This window comes from Paenibacillus sp. J22R232, assembly GCF_056269165.1.
Window position 1 is genome coordinate 407900 of the sequence record NZ_JBWDNK010000001.1, and the last position, 18868, is coordinate 426767.

Below are 18868 nucleotides of genomic sequence, written 5' to 3' on the forward strand. Positions count from 1 at the left end.
AACAAGTGGCTGCTGTTTTCTATTTCACATTTTGATAGCTTGATGGTCCGGACTCGCCTTTTGCGTTCTCTGCAGTGACGAAGAAGGAACCAGTAACTAGCGGTGCGACGTACTCAAAGCTTGTTTCTGACGTAGAGCCGATTCTTGTATACTTACTGTCGCTATTTGGACTATAGTACACATGGTATTGCGTTATTTGATCCGAAACACTGTTAGCTGCCCAGCTTAAGCTGACGCTTAGGTCGGATTTCACAGCCTGGAGTCCCGTCGGAACCGATGGAGCCGCAATGGCATCCGGATCGTTCACGGGAGGCGTTTCCCCGCCAGTGTCTCCGCCAACGGGAGGTGGGGTTACGACTGTGGTGCCATAATTAACTAGCGGACTAGGTGCTGATTCCTTGCCTGCCACGTCAACGGAAGTGACATAGAAGGTATAGCTTTGCGAGCTTGAAGCGTAAAGCTTCATACGCTTCTCGGAGCCTGCAATAATTGAGCTACCTTCCTTCTGGTAAGCACCTTGGTTAACCGATTTGTAAACGCGGTAGCCAACGACATCCTTCGAGCTGCTTTCGCTGAATGTCAGGATAAGTGCTCCATCTGACGATTGCAGCTTGACACTAGAAGGCGGAGATGGAGCCGCACCGTCATCGACCCGTGGATCTGGCTTAGAAGGCGCGTTATTCTCTGCATCAGCAGGTAAATAGACTTCCATCGGCCTTCGGCTCTTTGCAGGCAATTTGGCTTGTGCGGCTCTGATTTCATCCATCAGGGCATCAAGCGGTTTTTTACGTTTAATTACGATTTGTTCTTTCACAAACTCGCTTGGCGTGGCTGGATTAGGTACATAATTAACGCCTTCGTACGTAATATATGCCATTTTCACCAATGCATCATCGGTTTTCTTCGGTATATCCTTCTTATTGAACCAATCGGTTACCAGCATCCCGGCTTCCTTGGTCAATTGGCTAGGGAGCAAGCCGCTTGCACTCGATACCGTTGCTTTGACGATACCTGTCGGACGCTCGAACTTGTCAGTTACGAAAACCTCTGGCTTTTTTTCTGCCATTTCATTCATGATTAACGCCCAAATGGAGCGGGCACGAGCCTTTCCATTCTCGGTCAGAGAGTTGACTTGCTCCTCGTAGCCGGCCCACACCCCTAAAGTGATGTCAGGAGAGAAGCCCATGAACCATACGTCTCCGTAGCTTTGCGTCGATCCGGTTTTACCCGCGATTGGAATTTCGCCATACTTCTTGAACTGCGATTTCAATTTGTTAGCGGAGCCGCTTTTGCTTGAAATAACGGTCGAGAGCATGTCGGTCATCAAAAACGCGCTTTGCTCCGAGAATACACGTTTCGGCTCTTGTTTATGTTCGTATACGATTTTGCCGTTGGCATCCGTAATTCGAGAAATCATATAAGAATCGTTGAATACGCCTTTGTTGGGAATAGAACCGTAAGCGTTCGTAAGTTCTTCGACGGATACCCCGATGCTTAGCCCTCCAATTACGCCTGTCTGTGCGTAGGAATCCTCTGGCTGCAAAGTGGTGATTCCGAGTTTTTTGACAAATGCCCATGCATTTTCGATTTTAACTTCCTCGTTGAAAATCTTCAGCGCCGGCAAATTCAATGAACGGTTCAGCGCGTCGCGCGCAGTGACGAGACCGGCGAACTTGCGGTTAACGTTCATAGGAATATGGAAGCCTTTCTGACCATCCTTAAGGACCAATGGCGCATCGTCAATGATGCTTGCTGGCTGGATGATTCCCATCTCGATGGCTGGCAGGTATGCAGCCAACGTTTTCATGGTAGATCCAGGCTGTCTGGTCATTTGAGTCGCGTAATTCAACTGCTCCTCGTAGAAGTCACGGCCTTCGAGCATGCCGACTATCGCGCCGGTTTTATGGTCCAGCATGACAGCAGCGATCTGCTCCAATCCTTTCTCTTCGCTATAAGGCGTGAAGTTCTCGTCATTCGTGCCTATTTCGCGCATGAGCTGATAAATCTCTTTGTCAATCGTTGTATAGACATGGTACCCGCCGCGCAGCAGATGATCGCGCGCTTCCTCGATGAGCGGTGCGTTTTCTTTTTTGCGCAAGTCCGCTTTCGTTAAAGTAGGATCTTGCTGCATGAGCATCGTTTCGGCAGCTTGCCGCTCAGCTTCGAGCATAAGGTAAGGGTAAGTCGTATAAGCCTTCTCTGACGGCTCGGCTAGCGTTTTCTTAATGTCGAACTTAAGCGCTTCGTCGTATTCCTGCTGGGTAATGCGACCGGTTTCGAACATACGCATCAAAACCGTCTTTTGCCGTCCCAAGGCAAGTTCAAAGCCACCTTGATTGAATTGGCCTTTCCCTGTAAAAGCAGTATAAGCAGAAGGCCTTTGCGGTAGGCCGGCCAAGTAAGCAGATTGCGCGATATTCAATTTGTTTAAATCCGAAATATTGAATATGCCTTTGGCGGCAGCTTTTATCCCGAATAGGTTGTAACCAGTCGAACCGTTGCCGAACGGCACCTTGTTGAGGTAAGCCGCCAATATTTCTTTCTTCGTCAAGTAACGCTCCATGCGCAATGCCAAAAAGATTTCTTTGATTTTGCGGCTGTCCGTTTTGTCCAGGCTTAGGAATACGCGGCGTGCAAGCTGCTGGGTTAGCGTGCTCCCGCCTGTCTGCGTATCCTCGTTGAGGAGCTTCTGTTTCACTGCGCGTCCAAGTCCGTTGATGTCTACGCCTTTGTGCTTCTCGAAATTATTGTCTTCAATACCGAGTACGGCATTGATTACCTGCGGCGGCAAATCATCGTATGTAATAATCATCCGGTCCTCAGACGTTCTTAATTGTCCGACAAGTGATTCATCATTGAAGTAGACGAATCCGGTAATTGCGTTTTCACTCACCTTTTCTTCAATAACAGTACGAGGGCGTACTTCTTCATTTTTCACGAGTGCTGCAACATACCCGGTCAATGCGCCTCCCGCGAGCAAACCAATGAATATTCCGAAATATACGATCCATTTGACTGTTATAAAAGTTACGATTCCGAAAGTACGCCATCCGCTTCTTTTGGTTGGCGTTTGTTGACGATCCTCTTGCATTCTTTTGACTCCTCCTCCAAATAGCACACCTATTATAACATAAATCGCCAAAGTAACGCATTTTTTAACAACATTGACTTCCCGATGTTGCTGTGGTATAAATTCTAATAAAGTTTGATACCAACAAAGCTTTGAAGGGCATGAGTAGACAGCGAACCGTATTTGCAGAGAGCCGGTGGGTGGTGTAAACCGGTATGCGCCGCATGTTGAATTACCGCCTGGAGCAAAGCGAAGGAACCGGAACCGGTGACAAGCAGCGTATAGATCTCCTAGGGATCTTAAACGCAATTGCCCGGCCGCAGTAGTTCGCTTCGGAGACCGTCTCCGTTATCAACAACGAAGTGAGAGTACATCGTTATGAATAATTTGTACTCTAACGAGGGTGGTACCGCGAGCTAATCCTTCTCGTCCCTTGGGGCTGGAAGGATTTTTTATGTCTATATAGACGCATACGAGGGAGGAAAAGTTGTATGGTGAAGTGGGAAAATTTATCGCAGGACCAGCAAGAAGAGGTGGAACGACAGCTTGCCGTAATTGGTCGCGGGGTCGTCGAGATCGTACCGGTAGACGAGTTGAGGAATAAAATAGCGAATGCAGTCGCTACAGGGACGCCTTTGAAAGTGAAGCTGGGCCTTGATCCTTCCGCGCCGGATATTCATATCGGACATACGGTTGTGCTTCACAAGCTGCGGCAGTTTCAGGAATTCGGACATCAGATCCAGCTGTTGATCGGAGATTTCACAGGAAGAATCGGAGACCCAACCGGCAAGTCTGAGACACGGAAGCAGCTTAGCGAGGAGGATGTTAAGCGCAACGCGGAAACGTACCAAAAGCAAATCTACAAAATTTTGGATCCGGAAAAAACGAAGCTTTATTACAATTCGGAATGGCTCTCGCCTTTAAACTTTGCAGATGTGGTGAATTTGGCTGCGAAAGTAACGGTTGCTCGTGTGATGGAACGCGATGATTTCACGAAACGTTACACGACCGGGCAACCGATCAGCATCCATGAATTTTTTTACCCGCTTATGCAGGGCTACGATTCGGTTGCGCTTGAATCCGATGTGGAGCTGGGAGGAACGGATCAGACCTTTAATCTGTTGATGGGCAGAACACTGCAGAAGGAATACAACAAACCGACGCAGGTTGTGATTACGACTCCATTGATAGAGGGGCTAGACGGCGTTAACAAAATGAGCAAAAGCTTAGGCAACTACATCGGTATCGACGAGGAGCCTAATCAAATCTACGGGAAATCGATGTCTATTCCGGATGAGCTCATGTTTAAATACTATGAGCTTGCTACTGATTTATCGAATGGCGATATTGAGTCATTAAAGAATGGCTTGGCTGACGGGACTTTGCATCCTCGCGATTTGAAAATGCGGCTTGCTGCAACCTTTGTAAGCATGTATCACGGTGAGGCAGCCGCGAAAGCAGCAGAAAACCACTTTATTACGGTCTTTCAGCAGCGAGCTCTGCCTGAAGAGATTGAAGAAGCATCACTTTCGAGAGACGAGCTGACTAACGGTCAAATTCGTATCATAAAGCTGTTAACTGTACTTGGGCTGCAGCCTACAAGCAGTGAAGCAAGGCGAAGCGTACAGCAAGGAGCCGTCCGGATAAACGAAGAAAAAGTGACGGATATCTTAACGGATGTAACGCCGAAGGATGGAGATGTGCTCCAAGTAGGAAAGCGTAAATTCATGAAAATTATGTTGTTATAATCGTTCTAATAAAGCTCATTGAATTGATAAAATTCAACAAGCTTTATTTTTTTGGAAACATTTTGGTATTTTTCGCGTAATAAATAACGGAAGCATTAACAGGTTTTGGATGATGGGGGAGGGGGGGGAAGTTGGAGACGCTATTTTTGTCCTGTCTTATCGGAGGAATTCTTTATGCACTCGTGAGCGTTGTATTTGGGGATTGGCTCGGTCAGGCTTTTGACGGTGCGCTCGATTTCTTGTCGCTGGACGGTCATTCATGGCTGTCGCCAACTGCGCTTGTTGGGAGCATTACGGTTTTCGGCGGTGCCGGCCTTATGCTTCAGCGGTATACCGGACTTGGCTCGGCAGCAATCGTAACGGTTGCCATACTTATTGCAATTATCGTAGGAATGGGGATGTTTTTTCTTTACATTAAGCCGATGGAACAAAGTGAAAATTCGATTGCGTTTTCACGAGCTGGAATGTCTGGCATGCTTGGGGAAGTATTGGTTCCGATTCCTGCGAACGGCTACGGAGAGGTTCTCGTCAAGGTAGGCGCAGGCTTCACGAATCAAACCGCTGCGAGTTTTGATGGCGTAGATATTGCAGGCGGTTCCAGGATTGTTGTTGTGGAAGTAAAGGACAGCACTCTTTTTGTATCCGAAATTCATTTGCCATAATTCAAAAAGCAAAGGGGAGATTCTATGCCGGAAGTTTACATTATACCTGTTATTGTAGTTGGAGTACTTGTTGTCTTAGGTCTTGCGTTCTGGGCTCGGTACAAGACGGTAAGCCCGGATGAGGCCATGCTCGTAACCGGTTCGTTTCTTGGGTCGCGCAATGCGAGCACGGATGAGTCGGGCCGGAAAGTGAAAATCATCCGTGGCGGCGGCGCCTTCATACTGCCCATATTTCAAAAGGCTGAATTTTTGTCTCTTTTGTCTCATAAGCTTGACGTATCGACTCCAGAGGTTTACACGGAGCAAGGCGTACCGGTAATGGCTGACGGCGTAGCCATTATAAAAATCGGCGGTGCGGTCGAAGATGTCGCAACTGCGGCGGAGCAGTTCCTTGGTAAACCGACCGAAGCTCTCAAAGGCGAGGCGCAGGAGGTTCTAGAAGGACATTTGCGTGCCATTCTAGGTTCGATGACAGTTGAAGAGGTTTATCGCAACCGCGATAAGTTCGCGCAAGAAGTACAAGGCGTTGCAGCTAAGGATTTAAAGAAAATGGGACTGCAAATCGTCTCCTTCACGATTAAAGATTTGCGGGATAAGCATGGGTACTTAGATGCGTTAGGCAAACCGAGAATTGCTGCAGTCAAGCGTGATGCCGAAATTGCGGAAGCCGAAGCGGTCAGGGATGCAAGAATTCAGAAAGCACTCGCTGCCGAAGCCGGACAGAAGGCTGAACTCGTGCGCGATACCAATATTGCGGAAGCAGAAAAAGAGAAAGAGATGAAGGTCGCTTCCTTTAAAAGGGATCAGGACACTGCGAAGGCTGAGGCGGATCAGGCATATGCGATCCAAGAAGCCCGCGCAAAGCAAAGCGTCGTAGAGGAGCAAATGAAAGTAGAGCTCGTTCGAAAAGAACGGGAGATCGACTTGGAAGGCAAAGAAATTTTACGCCGCGAGAAACAGTACGATGCTGAGGTTAAGAAAAAAGCGGATGCAGACAGATACGCAGTAGAGCAAGCAGCAGAGGCGAATAAAGCAAAGCTGTTACGTGAAGCCGATGCGGTTCAATACCGAATTGAAGCCGAAGCAAAGGCTCATGCAGCTCAGAAGCGGTTGGACGGCTTGGCGGTTGCGGAAGCGGAGAGAGCCAAAGGAACGGCAGAAGCCGACGTTATACGTCTACGCGGTTTAGCGGAGGCGGAGGCGAAGGAGAAGCTGGCAGAAGCCTTCGAGAAGTTCGGAGAGGCTGCCGTGCTTGATATTATCGTAAAAATGCTGCCTGAGCTTGCAGGCAAGGTTGCGGAGCCAATTAGCAATATCGATAAGCTGACCGTAGTCGACACCGGAAACGGTGAAGGTGCGGCAAGGCTTAGCAATTACGTGACTTCATTAATGGCAACGGCGCCAGAAATGCTGAAAAGCGTATCCGGCATTGATGTAAATGCTTTAATAAAAGGCTTAACCTCGAAAGCCGTTCAATCACCAGCAAGCCCAAGTTGGCCTGCAGATATTGCGCCGGCCCAGATAGCTTCGAAGCTGCCAGATCAGTCGATTTAGAAAAAAAACCTTGAACCGGTAGGTTCAAGGTTTTTTTGTTTATTAACGGCTGTAGAATTCGACGATTTGTTTCTCGTCGATATCTTGGGAAAGCTCACCGCGGTCAGGCAGACGAAGGAATTTACCTTCCAATGCTTGATCGTTGAACTCCAAGTAGTTCGGAAGGTGATGACGGCCTTCCATAGCTTCTTTAATTGTTCTAAGGCTGCGGCTGCGCTCACGCAAGCCAATTACATCGCCGAGCGAAACGCTATAAGAAGCGATATCCACTTTCTTGCCGTTTACTGTTACGTGACCGTGGGAAACCAACTGACGAGCTCCTGCGCGGGAGTTGGAAAGGCCAAGACGGTAAACGAGGTTGTCAAGACGGCTTTCAAGGAGGCCCATGAAGTTTTCACCGGCTTTACCTTTCATTTTTGCCGCTTTGTCAAACAAGTTGCGGAATTGTTTTTCGTTCAAGCCGTACATGTGACGAAGCTTTTGTTTCTCTTGCAATTGAACGCCATAACCGCTCATTTTTTTGCGTTGGTTAGGGCCGTGTTGACCTGGTGGAAATGCGCGTTTTGCAAGTTCTTTACCTGTGCCGCTCAAAGAGATTCCAAGGCGACGGCTTAGTTTAAATTTAGGTCCTGTATAACGTGACATACGTAATATTAACTCCTTCATCAAATAAATTTGTGAATGGGGTTGTGTTTCGCCGAATACGTTCATCGTCCGAGCATGCTCGTCCCTGTGAGGCTAGTCAGCCGCTGGCCTACAGTGAACGTATTTCATGAGGGTGACACAAAACCGTACGCCCATCTATTCATCAATAAATAATATATGAAATATATAGGCGTTGTCAAGGTTCGCACATGAATTTTAATGTTGTAAAAAGCATACCAAAAGTCCTATGTTTCAAACTCTTTGTAGTGCAAATTTCTCAAGAATGGAGTATGATGGTTGTATTATGAAGCGAATATGGGAAGCTCATCACCTTGGTTGACTGATGGAAGGGTTGGGGCTGCATGGTTGATCAAATAAATAGCAATTTTGCATATCGCAATATATCAGCAATTGAAGATACGTCTGCGGAAATACAACCAGTCTGGTTTATGCATGAAGATATAAGCGATGCGGACGAGCCTTTATTGGCCCCCTTGTTCAGGGAAAGCTTTGCGCAGTGGCTGGTTGAAGCTGCTGGACAGGCATTGTTCGGAGTGGGACAATTTCTTCTTTTCAATAAAGAGGGAACAATCGTTGCCGGCTCTGGCAAGCAATCGACGGAGCTAACCGAAACGGCGGAGGGCACTCTCGCTTCCATTATACGGGACGCAGTCGGTACAGGAAATGTAACAACGAATGAATCTGAGGTTGGGTATGTGGCGGCAATGCCTTTAACTAGGCGTAAGGATGGCGCTGTTTTTTGTGTTCTTGCTTACCTTTCATCGGATGACATAAAGGAGAAGCTTGAGCTGCTGCATCAGTGCGGTTTGCATTTCCGCAGTTGTTTTTACCATAAGTTTGAGCAAATCTACGTGAAAGATTTGCTTCTTCAGCAGCAGCGTTTGGAGCAGGATGCCAAAAGAAGAGATGCTTTGTTTCAGGCAGCGAAGCGCCTTTACGATCAAATCGATGTGGCATCCGTGCTCTCGGAGCTGCTGCGAAGCTTGGAGCAGCTGTACCCAAACTCCGAGGTGCATTTGTACTTGTCGCAGGACCACTTGAATGGCGATGCTCGTGTTAAGCCGCTCGTCTTCAAAAATGCAGAACATGATCTGGTTGCGAAAGCTTTCCTGAATGGCAAATCAGTCACGGAGCATGACCGTGACGGCACGTTGCGGCTTGCCGTGCCCATGACCGGCAAGCAGGCAGCCTATGGCGTATTGTGCATGTCGATCGGTCCCGGCCTATGGGATGAGGCGGACCTACCTGCATTTTTGCTGCTGGCGGATACTTCCGGATCAGCCTTCGAGAACGCCAAGTTGTACGAGCAGTCAAATTTGCTCATCAATGAGCTTCGGCTCATCAACGAGCTAACGAAGCGTTTAAATCAGTCGTTAAGACTGAAAGAAATATTTCAATTTGCGACTAGCGAGCTTTTGACCATATTCGATGCGGATTATTGCTGCGTGCTGCAGCTGAACAAAGATAAAAATCAGTTTATCGTTATGTCGAGCAATTTCCCGGCACTTACGAGCGAGCAGTTTTCTCCTGATTACGGATTTTGCGGCATGGTATACCGAACGAAGGAGCCCTTGATCATATCCGATTATTGGCATACGCGCGTCGTCACCTCCAAGCTCATGGACAATACGGGCTCAAGGTCGCTAATTGCATCGCCGATAATGGTTGATGGCGAGGTCGTAGGCGTCATCCTGGTGACGCATAAGGCACCAAATTTCTTCTCTTACGACAACTATAAGCTACTTCAAGTAATGAGCACGCACATCGGACTTGCTGTCACGAACGCTTCCTTGCATGCCGAAGTACGCAGGATGGTGATTACCGACAATTTAACAGGTCTTCATGCGCGGCATTACCTCAATGAACAAATTCAGAATAAGCAGCGGAAGGATCCCTTTGGGTCGTTGATTCTGGTGGACATCGATTTGTTCAAGCGAGTCAATGATACTTACGGGCATCAAGTCGGAGATCGAATCCTAATCCAGGTTAGCGATATAATTAGAAGCTCGATAAGGCAAGGCGACATCGCAGCGCGTTGGGGCGGAGAGGAGCTTGCGGTTTATTTGCCGGGCATAAGATCGGAGCAGGCGTACCGTATCGCTGAACGGATCAGGCAGCATGTCGAGCAAGAAACGGATCCCGTCGTAACCGTATCCTGCGGGGTGTCGGAATGGACGTTCGAGGACGAGAAAATCAGCGTCGAATCATTGTTTTACCGTGCGGATATGGCGCTTTACGAAGCGAAGCATAACGGCCGCAACTGTATTTTCGTAGGACAAAGCTAACGAAGCACGCTTTAAAGTTCAATCGAGTGGAGGATGCCGAAGATGGCATCCTCTTTCTTTTTGCCCAATTAGGAATAAGGAGCCTGACGAAAAGGGAGGATATTACCGAATAGCTGGAGCGGGAGGATATTACCGAATAGCTGGAGCGGGAGGTGTTAGTGGATGCAGAAGCAGGCTGTAGGAGCGGCTTTATTATTCTTGTTAAGCGTAAGCGCCATGACGGGCTGCGGCAGTACAGGCAAGCAGAGAACGCCTGAGGAGTGGCTGTCTTTATCCTACTCTGGACTGGCAGCTACCGACCAATACGCATTTACAGGCTCGATGAGCATCAAGACGGACGAGGGAGTCGCGTTCAAACCCGAAATATTCGATGGAAAGGTAGTGGATCACCAACAGCTAACGCTGCAGACGAGCAGTACAGATCCGCTTCATTGGAATCCGGTACAGGTGCTGGAGGCGCTGAATCAAAGCAATGAGGAGGTACGGATAGCGGAGGACAATACTGATCCCGATATGGTGAAGCTCGTCATTAAGGAATCCACGCATCTGTCCAAAGAAAGATGGCAGCAGCGGCTGCTGCAGCAGCTGGATCAGCTTGGCGCGAATCGGCCAGCCAAGGAATTGCCCTATTCTCAGGAATGGTCGAAGGCGCTGAGCAGCTCTCGCGCGGAGCTGGAGGCTATGCTTGCCACGCTGGAGGCGTCCACGGAATATGAGCTGGTCATAGACAGGGATCGGCTGCTGCCGCTTAAGATGGAGGAGGAGACAGTCTTCCGTTACAAGCATAAGGGCAACCCTTTCTCAGAATCCCGCCATACGACCGTTCGTTTTCAATCATTTAACGGGGATTCGAGCGATACTGTTCAGCATAAACGAAAACATGTTACGATGGATTAACTCTGGACAAAGGATTCAGAGGAGAGTATGAAGGAGAGGTAATGCCAAATGCGCGATCCTAGATTGCAAAAGCTTGCTCGGAATTTAGTCGAATATTCCATCGATGTTCAACCAGGAGAGAATGTCCTGCTGGATATGATCGGTACGGACCGGGAGCTTACTAAATGTTTAATCGAAGAAGTGGCGGCGCGGGGCGGCAGGCCGTTTGTTGAGACGAGTGACCGTTCCGTTCTCCGCACTTTGCTAAAGCATGCCACGAAGGAGCAAATGGAGCTGTGGTCCAAGCTGGACGTTGAGCGGATGAAAAATATGCAGGGCTATATCGCGGTACGCGCCGGAGATAATGCAAATGAACTTGCCGATATTCCCGATGCCAATATGCGCCTATATGATCAAATTTATCGCAATCCCGTGCATTCGGAGCAGCGGGTCAAAAAAACGAAATGGGTGGTATTGCGTTATCCCAATCCGTCGATGGCTCAGCTTGCCAATATGAGTACGGAAGCGTTTGAAGATTTTTATTTTGACGTTTGCAATTTGGACTATGCCAATATGGACAAGGCAATGGATCCGCTTAAAGCATTAATGGACAAAACGGACCGTGTTAGAATCGTATCGCCAGGCACGGACCTCAGCTTCTCTATCAAAGGGATCGGCGCCAAAAAATGCTCAGGCCACCGCAATATTCCCGACGGAGAGGTCTTCTCGGCACCGGTACGCGATTCGGTACAAGGCCGGATTACATATAACGCGCCAAGCGTGTATTCCGGCGTGACGTTTCAAAATATTTCCTTCACGTTTGAAGACGGGAAAATCGTAAAAGCAGAAAGCAATGATTCTGTACGTCTGAACGAGATTCTAGACATGGATGAGGGCGCGAGATTCATTGGGGAATTTGCAATCGGTTTTAATCCGCACATCTTGCACCCGATGAACGACATTTTGTTCGACGAGAAAATTGCAGGCAGTCTGCATTTTACGCCGGGACAAGCCTATGAAGAGACAGACAACGGGAATCGCTCTGCTGTCCACTGGGATCTCGTCCTTATTCAACGCCCAGAATATGGGGGTGGGGAAATTTATTTCGATGATGTTCTTATTCGCAAGGACGGAATATTCGTAGTTCCCGAGCTTTTAGGATTAAATGCGGAAAATTTAAAATAAACAGCGGTTCTGTCATCGGTTTCCTATGTAATAAATGGAAAATAAAGCGTTTTTCATTTTACCTCTTGCTGGATACTTCTTTTCGGGTTATCATGGTGTCAAAGGTAAGCTTTACTAATTTAACTGGAGGGATCTCCCATGTCCAACAACGCAGCTATCGTAGAAATTTCCCAAACGGCTAGCCAATTCACTTCATCCATCGTTCTGCAGGCCGAGAGCAAATATATCGATGTAAAAAGCATCCTCGGATTATTCACAACATTAGTAGGCGGCCACGCATACGAATTGCATGTACACGGTCCCGATGCCGAAGAAGCAAAGACAGCAATGGCTAACGTATTTGCCAAGCATAACCTAAACGTGAACGTAATCACGGATTAGTAGGATTATTAAGTTATTGAATAAGCGCCCCTTCACTATTGAAGGGGCGCTTTTCTGTTTTAACCTTGTATAATCCCTCTTTTTCGTCTAATATAAAGGGTATAGAAGACGGCGGATACGCGCATAGGGGGGAAAACGATGTCTTCACCGGAAATTACGGTACAATTGCATGAGAAAGCGCTTCGTCTCCTTCAGGAAGATGCGAGTAAAATAGAAAAGCTAATCGAAGTCCAGATGGAAAATTTGACTACACGTCAATGCCCGCTGTACGAAGAAGTGCTAGATACGCAAATGTATGGATTCTCGCGAGAGGTCGACTTTGCTGTTCGTGCCGGGCTTATTGCAGAGCTGGCCGGCAAAGAAATCGTAAACAGGCTGGAGCGGAATTTGGCCATGTTATACGAAGCATTGGAAAAAAAAGAGTAGCATCCTAGCGGATGCTACTCTTTTTTTATTCTAATCTTTCGAACGTTTGGTTATACGAGGTAAAAGGCGATGCCGAGTATGATGTAAACCATGATGAGCAGCACGCCTTCATACCAGTTCGTCTGGCCGTCGCGCGAGACGGATTTGGCAATGAATACCGATACGCCGATAGCGGTTAATTCAATAGGCGTAAAGACGATATCCATGGTGTTGCCGAACAATGCGCTTATAAGGATGAGCACCGGAGCAACAAACAACGCGATCTGCAAGCTGCTCCCAATGGCAATTTCCACGGCAGCCCCGATCTTGTTTTTCATGGCTAAGATAACAGCTGCGCTATGCTCCGCAGCATTACCGACGATAGCAATGACAAATGCCCCTATAAACAGCTCAGACAGCCCAAATTGCGCGCTGAACGCATCGAGCGTATGTACGAGCCATTCACTCACAAAAGCGACCATAACCGTTGCTAGGAGGAGGAACATTATAGACTTCCCTTTGGACCAAGCCGGCTGCTCGCCATGATCCGCGTTCATAACCTCGTCTGCAAGCATATCCTTGTGCGTAACCATAGAGAATACGAGCCACAGAATATAAGATACGATGAGTATGCCTGCTACAGCTAGGCTTAAGAACTGATCCTTATCGAAGGTGAACTTTTCCGACACGACGAATACGGCAGGTACAAAAAGACCGATGACCGCCATAATCATAAGCGTGGAATTATGGTCCGCAAGACGGCTGTTGAAGCGCTGCTCCTTGTATTTCAACCCGCCAAGCAATATGCTAAGTCCCAGAACGAGCAAGAGGTTGCCGATAATCGCGCCGGTCAAGCTGGCTTTTACCATAGCGAATTGCTGTTCCTTTATTAGAAATATGGCGATGATGAGCTCGGCAGCGTTGCCGAAGGTGGCATTCAAAAACCCGCCAAGCCTCTGGCCCGCATAATGAGCGACACTCTCCGTAGCTTTCCCCAGAAAGCCTGCCACGAAGATAATGGCAATTGCAGAAATGATGAACTGCGCCGTGTTGTTGAAATGGACAAAATGACCAATCGCGCTCAGCAGGAACATCGTAATTAGCCCGGAAAAAAACAATTTTTGATTCAACGCGAACACCTCTTTTTGATATGCTGGAAACCTGATCATACTATAGCGGAAATGATCATTCATGTAAACTTTACCATTTTGCTCGCCTTTTGAAACGACGACCGGACGAAGAGCCGTTTAACAAAAGCTTTTTATGACTCGGCTTTGCTGTGATATTGTCCGTCTGCTATAATAAGCCTATATGGCAAAATGAGGAGTGAGTCACATGACCGAAGAACTTCAAACAGGTCTTATCCGAATTTCTGATGATGTAGTAGCAACGATAGCTGGACTCGCAGCACTTGAAACACCGGGCATAGCGGCTATGTCGGGCGGCATTTCCGAAGGGCTCGCTAAACGCTTGAGCGGCAAAAACGTGCAGAAGGGCGTATCTGTCGAGGTAGGTACGACAGAGGCAGCTATCGATCTTCGTATTATTGTCCATTATGGAATTCCCATTCAAGAGGTTTGTCGTCAGCTTCAGCTGAACGTACGCGAATCGGTTGAGAATATGACAGGACTGCATGTGGTAGAAGTGAATGTGAAAGTAGAAGGCGTGGCCTTCAAAGAGGAAGAGATCGATGAAGTGCAGCAGCAGCGCCTGAGATAGCCCTGTTGTACGTGCAATCCACAACAAAAAGGACCTCTATAACGAAGAGGTCCTTTTTGTTGTGGATTGCGTTCGACGGGTATTGCCCGTACTCGTGCTTTTATTCTCTGCCTTGTTCGATTCCCTGGATACGCTTAGCAATACGCCCATGCTCATGAGGCAAATAAGCAGCGATGAGCCGCCGTAGCTTATGAATGGAAGCGTGACGCCCGTCATGGGTATGGCTTTCGTAACGCCGCCAATATTAATAAAGGCTTGGATTGCGAATAGGCCGACAATTCCGACGCCGACGATCGTGCCATACTGGTCGGGGCAGCGCAACGCGACGATAAGGCCACGCCACAAAAACAATAAATAGAATAGCAGAAACAATGTGCTCCCAATAAAGCCGAATTCTTCGCCGATAATGGAAAAGATGAAATCGTTGTATGCATACTTTAAATAATGCAGCTTCTGGACGCTTTCGCCGAAGCCTGCACCGGTTATGCCGCCATGTCCAAGCGCTTGCAGCGATGCAAGCATTTGCCATCCCGAGCCTAACGGATCGGCAAGCGGGTCGGTATAGGCTGTGAAGCGATCGATCCTGTACTGCCAGCTTTGAGGTTTTATTGCCATCCAGATGCTGACGATAACGGCTCCTATTATGGCTACCACCGTGCCTGTTAAGAAGATATGCTTTAAGTTTGCGCCGCCCGCCAATATCATAATGCCGGCACATGAAGCGATCACTAGGCAAGAGCCTAGGTCCGGCTGCAGCATAATGAGCAGGCATATGAAACCGACAATGACGATGACTGGCAAAAGTCCTTTTTTGAAATCGCGGAACTTTTCATCCTTCTTGGAGATCAATGCGCCCAAATACAGAATGAGCGCGAGCTTAGCGGCCTCAGTCGGTTGAATACCGACTGAACCGATGTTGAACCAGCTGCGCGCGCCATTAACGGATTGACTAAAAGGAACGATCATCAGCAAAATGATGACGGGAATAAACAACAGCATAAACGATTTCTTATAGACCTGATAACGCAGATTCATCATGAAAAGCATCATGAATGTACCGAGGCCAGCCCATATGAACTGGCGCTTAATAAAGTACAGTGAATCATCATAGGATACTTTTGCTACGCCGGAGCTTGCGCTGAACACCATGACAAGCCCGAAGCCAACGAGCAGTAGGGTTAAAATGAGAAGCAGAAAGTCCGGTCTTCCACGGCTACCGTTCTGCGTGGCTTTCATGTGCCCGCCGTTACGCTAGCAGTTGCTTCAATTGCTGAAGTCGTTGAGTTGCCGTATTCATGATCGGCTGAGGCACCGGAGACTCATATTCAAGACCATGCGGGAACGTAGAGCGGCCGATGTAGACGGATTCAATAATCAACACGGCATGGGGCGATTCAAGCTTGCCTTCGATTGCGCGAGTAGTAATTCTCAAGTAATAATCGGAACCGCTAGCGCGATCCTCTAGTTTCAAGTCGTATGTAGCGCGATAATATTCCCACTGCCAACGTACAAAGCCCACCTTTTCAGCGGATTCGTCTAAGTGGTCAAGTTCGCTTTTAACACCGTTTAAGCCGGTATTTTCAATAATCATGGTAGTTCCTCCCAAAGGTTTTGTGAAGCAAAACTGACTTTGCAAGCATATGCTTCCAATTCAAAAGACAGAGTTGTACATTCTTTTCTCATGATAGTATGTTTCCCCAGCAAGCGCAACCCTTACTCCCTCCGCTTCGGCTTGCCAAACGTGACATTTTGAAGAAAAGTAACATTCCTAGTGATTCGGAAGCGCTCATGCTTCCTAATAACGCCGTTCTTCTGGTAAACTAGATGTATGGATATCTTACGCTTGGAAGCACGATCCTTCGAGGAAAGTGACGTAATAGGGCAGAAGCAAGGCAGCAATGCCGTTTCAAAAATGGTAAGGGGGTTTGCGATTTGCAGACAGAGGATATCGTAGATCTAGAGTTAGAGAAGCTGTTGCCTAATATGATCAAATGGCGCAGGCATTTGCATCAATACCCAGAGCTTTCTTTTCATGAGCGAGTAACTTCAAGCTGGATAGCCAGCCAAATGAAAGAGCTTGGCATCGAGGTGCGGACAGGTGTTGGCGGCCATGGCCTTATTGCAGTCATAAAGGGCGACAAGCCAGGACCGGTTATCGCGTTGCGGGCTGATATCGATGCGCTGCCGATACAAGACGAGAAGAAGTGCGAATATGCTTCAAAGGTGCCAAACGTGATGCATGCGTGCGGTCATGACGCGCATACCGCCACGATGCTGGCCATCGCGACTTATTTTGCGTCTAATCGTTCCAATATTATCGGGGAGCGCAGGCTGCTGTTCCAGCCAGCCGAAGAGGTAACGCCTGGCGGTGCAAAACCAATGATCGAGGATGGCGCGCTGGACGGCGCAGATGTGATTTATGGCGTTCATCTGTGGACGCCGCTTGCACATGGCTTAATTGCGTCCAAGCCGGGTCCTTTTATGGCTGCTGCCGATGAGTTCGTTATCGATATTATCGGACAAGGCGGTCATGGCGGCCTGCCCCATCAAGCTGTAGACGCCATTCTGATTGGGTCAAGCCTTGTTCAAGCGGTACAATCGATCGTCAGCCGTAACGTTAATCCACTTCATCCGGCCGTCGTGACTATCGGTTCCTTTCAAGCGGGCTCGACGAACAATGTCATTGCGGAGCGCTGCAAGCTCAAAGGAACGGTTCGGTCCTTCGATGAGAAGACAAGATGGATGATTCATGACCGGCTTGAATCGCTCGTTACGCATGTCTGCCAAATGCATGGCGCGGAATATGAGTATCATATGCGAATAGGGTACCCGCCTGTTGTCAATGACGACGGGGAGGCTGAGCGCTTCTTCAAGGTAGGAGAGCGGTTGTTTGGCGAAGCGGCGGTCGTTCGTTCCGAGGCGATCACGGTTGCGGAGGATTTCTCCTATTACCTTGAGAAAATACCGGGATGCTTTATGTTCGTAGGGGCGGGCAACGAGAGCTGCGGCGCTACTTATGCCCATCACCATCCAAAGTTCGATATCGACGAGAGGGCAATGAAGCGTGCAGCTAGATTGCTGATCGGTTTGGCCGAGGACTACGCAAACAGTAAGGATATGAAGGTTTAATCAAATAAAAAGGCTGCCGGAGGCGTGATCACACACCATTCGGCAGCCTTTTTGTACATATAAGCATTTATATGTTTTCACATCTAAATGTGCTTATATATCTACGCGAAACGACTGCTTTTGCCACAGAGGATGGCGACAACCGTTTCACCTTGTTGGTTATGCTAAGAAGCTAATTATCCTCCCATACGGATACGAGCTCGTTGTATTGATTGTACAGCTCCGCAGGATCGGATTGCTTATTGTTCCATATGTTTGTGGCTCCCCACTGAAGCAGGTCGTATTCGGATGGGCTTGAAACGTCAGCAGAGGTAATGACAACGGTCTGTTTCGCTTCTAGTAAATAATCACCGAAGGGATATGTTTGGTTGCCGCGCACACTGACGAGCTTCCATCCGTTCATTTGGATATTATCGCTGGTTGTATTGGTTATGGTAACAAGTTCGGCTTGTTTGTCCACCTCGACAATGACTCCGGTTCTTGCTGCCTTTTTGACAGGGAATTCTGTATGTGCGATCTCGGATGAGCTGCTCCAAATTCCCTTCTTGTTTTGCTTGGCTTGCTGTTCCAGCTGTTTGTATGCGTTTTCCATCTTGACATTAGGTTCAACGATGAGGACCTTTGCGAGCCCGCTTTCCAGCAACAGTTCATTTAGAATGCGGCCGTCCTTTAGCTCAACAACTGCAAGCGTGCGTTCGAAGCGGTCCTGCTGCTCTTTGTCGAAGCTTAGCTTAACCTCCTGCGATTCGGATAGGAGCTCCTTCGTAAACGCTGAAGCCTCAAGGCCAAAATCTTCAGGCTCGTTGTTCGGCGTATGTGTTTCCGGTGTATCCACATACAGCAATCGAATCGTCGTTTCTTCGGAGCCTGCTTGGATCTTGAAGGTATCACCATCTATATAGTCAGTTACTTGATACCAATGATTCACTTGAACAGCATTCGAGGAAATGTCGGAAATGGCCGAACAGCCGGCTAGCGGCATGCAAATGAGCATGAGGAGAATGATTATAATTCTTTTCATAGATGTTTACCTCCAGCCCAATTTGCGGTCAATATAAGAACTTCTTATTTACTATAACACATTTCGCCGTATAATATAGCGCTCACGGGGCAGCGAAACGGGCATAAAAAAGTGTTAATTTTTGCATACTAGAATGAGGAGAGCTATGTTCAGAGGAGGAAGGTTAG

General features: G+C 48.1%; 16 protein-coding genes and 1 other annotated feature. Of the genes, 10 read left to right on the forward strand and 6 right to left on the reverse strand.

The annotated features are described in order from the left end of the window. Positions 1 to 19 precede the first annotated feature (19 nt). Entirely contained in the window at positions 20 to 3091 is a 3072-nt protein-coding gene (locus AC0YN3_RS01975) for a transglycosylase domain-containing protein (protein ID WP_475773471.1), read from the reverse strand. 122 nt (positions 3092 to 3213) lie between these two features. Then, positions 3214 to 3507, forward strand: a binding site (T-box leader). Between the two features lie 57 nt (positions 3508 to 3564). On the opposite strand from AC0YN3_RS01975, the gene tyrS reads away from it, so the two are divergent. The 3 genes from tyrS (at position 3565) to AC0YN3_RS01990 (ending at position 7034) form a co-directional block, all read left to right on the forward strand. Continuing rightward, on the forward strand, positions 3565 to 4818 hold the full coding sequence (gene tyrS, locus AC0YN3_RS01980; protein WP_475774263.1) for a tyrosine--tRNA ligase: 1254 nt from the start codon (positions 3565 to 3567) through the stop codon (positions 4816 to 4818). A gap of 131 nt (positions 4819 to 4949) precedes the next feature. Next, complete coding sequence (locus AC0YN3_RS01985) at positions 4950 to 5480, forward strand: NfeD family membrane protein (protein WP_475773472.1); 531 nt, start codon at positions 4950 to 4952, stop codon at positions 5478 to 5480. A 24-nt stretch (positions 5481 to 5504) separates the two neighbouring features. Then, positions 5505 to 7034, forward strand: coding sequence for a flotillin family protein (locus AC0YN3_RS01990; protein ID WP_475773473.1), 1530 nt, complete (start codon positions 5505 to 5507; stop codon positions 7032 to 7034). Between the two features lie 42 nt (positions 7035 to 7076). On the opposite strand, the gene rpsD is transcribed toward AC0YN3_RS01990, so the two are convergent. Beyond that, positions 7077 to 7679, reverse strand: a complete 603-nt coding sequence (rpsD, locus tag AC0YN3_RS01995; protein ID WP_308994735.1) for a 30S ribosomal protein S4 — start codon at positions 7677 to 7679, stop codon at positions 7077 to 7079. 362 nt (positions 7680 to 8041) lie between these two features. Here rpsD and AC0YN3_RS02000 point away from each other — a divergent pair, with 362 nt between their 5' ends. The 5 genes from AC0YN3_RS02000 (at position 8042) to AC0YN3_RS02020 (ending at position 12853) form a co-directional block, all read left to right on the forward strand. Beyond that, positions 8042 to 9985, forward strand: coding sequence for a sensor domain-containing diguanylate cyclase (locus AC0YN3_RS02000; protein ID WP_475773474.1), 1944 nt, complete (start codon positions 8042 to 8044; stop codon positions 9983 to 9985). 162 nt (positions 9986 to 10147) lie between these two features. Beyond that, complete coding sequence (locus AC0YN3_RS02005; RefSeq protein ID WP_475773475.1) at positions 10148 to 10882, forward strand: hypothetical protein; 735 nt, start codon at positions 10148 to 10150, stop codon at positions 10880 to 10882. Between the two features lie 48 nt (positions 10883 to 10930). After that, positions 10931 to 12046, forward strand: a complete 1116-nt coding sequence (locus AC0YN3_RS02010) for an aminopeptidase (RefSeq protein ID WP_475773476.1) — start codon at positions 10931 to 10933, stop codon at positions 12044 to 12046. Between the two features lie 138 nt (positions 12047 to 12184). Then, entirely contained in the window at positions 12185 to 12427 is a 243-nt protein-coding gene (locus AC0YN3_RS02015; RefSeq protein ID WP_183561958.1) for an HPr family phosphocarrier protein, read from the forward strand. A 138-nt stretch (positions 12428 to 12565) separates the two neighbouring features. Further along, a complete protein-coding gene (locus tag AC0YN3_RS02020; protein ID WP_475773477.1) occupies positions 12566 to 12853 on the forward strand; it encodes an Fpa/YlaN family protein in 288 nt (95 codons plus the stop codon). 50 nt (positions 12854 to 12903) lie between these two features. On the opposite strand, the gene cax is transcribed toward AC0YN3_RS02020, so the two are convergent. Further along, complete coding sequence (gene cax, locus AC0YN3_RS02025; RefSeq protein WP_475773478.1) at positions 12904 to 13962, reverse strand: calcium/proton exchanger; 1059 nt, start codon at positions 13960 to 13962, stop codon at positions 12904 to 12906. Positions 13963 to 14167: 205 nt separating this feature from the next. On the opposite strand from cax, the gene AC0YN3_RS02030 reads away from it, so the two are divergent. Then, positions 14168 to 14551, forward strand: coding sequence for an Asp23/Gls24 family envelope stress response protein (locus tag AC0YN3_RS02030; RefSeq protein WP_475773479.1), 384 nt, complete (start codon positions 14168 to 14170; stop codon positions 14549 to 14551). A gap of 36 nt (positions 14552 to 14587) precedes the next feature. On the opposite strand, the gene ftsW is transcribed toward AC0YN3_RS02030, so the two are convergent. Then, the gene (gene ftsW, locus AC0YN3_RS02035) at positions 14588 to 15787 is read right to left on the reverse strand and encodes a putative lipid II flippase FtsW (protein ID WP_475773480.1); all 1200 of its coding nucleotides are present in this window, start codon (positions 15785 to 15787) and stop codon (positions 14588 to 14590) included. Positions 15788 to 15797: 10 nt separating this feature from the next. Further along, a complete protein-coding gene (locus AC0YN3_RS02040; RefSeq protein WP_183561949.1) occupies positions 15798 to 16142 on the reverse strand; it encodes a YugN family protein in 345 nt (114 codons plus the stop codon). Positions 16143 to 16483: 341 nt separating this feature from the next. Here AC0YN3_RS02040 and AC0YN3_RS02045 point away from each other — a divergent pair, with 341 nt between their 5' ends. Next, positions 16484 to 17680: a M20 family metallopeptidase gene (locus AC0YN3_RS02045; protein WP_475773481.1), complete on the forward strand. Its 1197-nt coding sequence runs from the start codon at positions 16484 to 16486 to the stop codon at positions 17678 to 17680. Positions 17681 to 17852: 172 nt separating this feature from the next. Here the strand turns inward: AC0YN3_RS02045 and AC0YN3_RS02050 are convergent, their stop codons facing one another. Then, on the reverse strand, positions 17853 to 18701 hold the full coding sequence (locus AC0YN3_RS02050; protein ID WP_475773482.1) for a thermonuclease family protein: 849 nt from the start codon (positions 18699 to 18701) through the stop codon (positions 17853 to 17855). Positions 18702 to 18868 lie beyond the last annotated feature (167 nt).

Excerpts from the sequence above, each read along its gene's own strand:
- AC0YN3_RS02020 (WP_475773477.1), top strand. The coding sequence starts at position 12,566 with ATGTCTTCACCGGAAATTACGGTACAATTGCATGAGAAAGCGCTTCGT.
- rpsD (WP_308994735.1), bottom strand. The coding sequence starts at position 7,679 with ATGTCACGTTATACAGGACCTAAATTTAAACTAAGCCGTCGCCTTGGA.
- AC0YN3_RS02050 (WP_475773482.1), bottom strand. The coding sequence starts at position 18,701 with ATGAAAAGAATTATAATCATTCTCCTCATGCTCATTTGCATGCCGCTA.
- AC0YN3_RS01990 (WP_475773473.1), top strand. The coding sequence starts at position 5,505 with ATGCCGGAAGTTTACATTATACCTGTTATTGTAGTTGGAGTACTTGTT.
- AC0YN3_RS02000 (WP_475773474.1), top strand. The coding sequence starts at position 8,042 with ATGGTTGATCAAATAAATAGCAATTTTGCATATCGCAATATATCAGCA.
- AC0YN3_RS02005 (WP_475773475.1), top strand. The coding sequence starts at position 10,148 with ATGCAGAAGCAGGCTGTAGGAGCGGCTTTATTATTCTTGTTAAGCGTA.
- AC0YN3_RS02030 (WP_475773479.1), top strand. The coding sequence starts at position 14,168 with ATGACCGAAGAACTTCAAACAGGTCTTATCCGAATTTCTGATGATGTA.
- AC0YN3_RS02015 (WP_183561958.1), top strand. The coding sequence starts at position 12,185 with ATGTCCAACAACGCAGCTATCGTAGAAATTTCCCAAACGGCTAGCCAA.
- AC0YN3_RS02010 (WP_475773476.1), top strand. The coding sequence starts at position 10,931 with ATGCGCGATCCTAGATTGCAAAAGCTTGCTCGGAATTTAGTCGAATAT.
- ftsW (WP_475773480.1), bottom strand. The coding sequence starts at position 15,787 with ATGAAAGCCACGCAGAACGGTAGCCGTGGAAGACCGGACTTTCTGCTT.
- AC0YN3_RS02040 (WP_183561949.1), bottom strand. The coding sequence starts at position 16,142 with ATGATTATTGAAAATACCGGCTTAAACGGTGTTAAAAGCGAACTTGAC.
- AC0YN3_RS01975 (WP_475773471.1), bottom strand. The coding sequence starts at position 3,091 with ATGCAAGAGGATCGTCAACAAACGCCAACCAAAAGAAGCGGATGGCGT.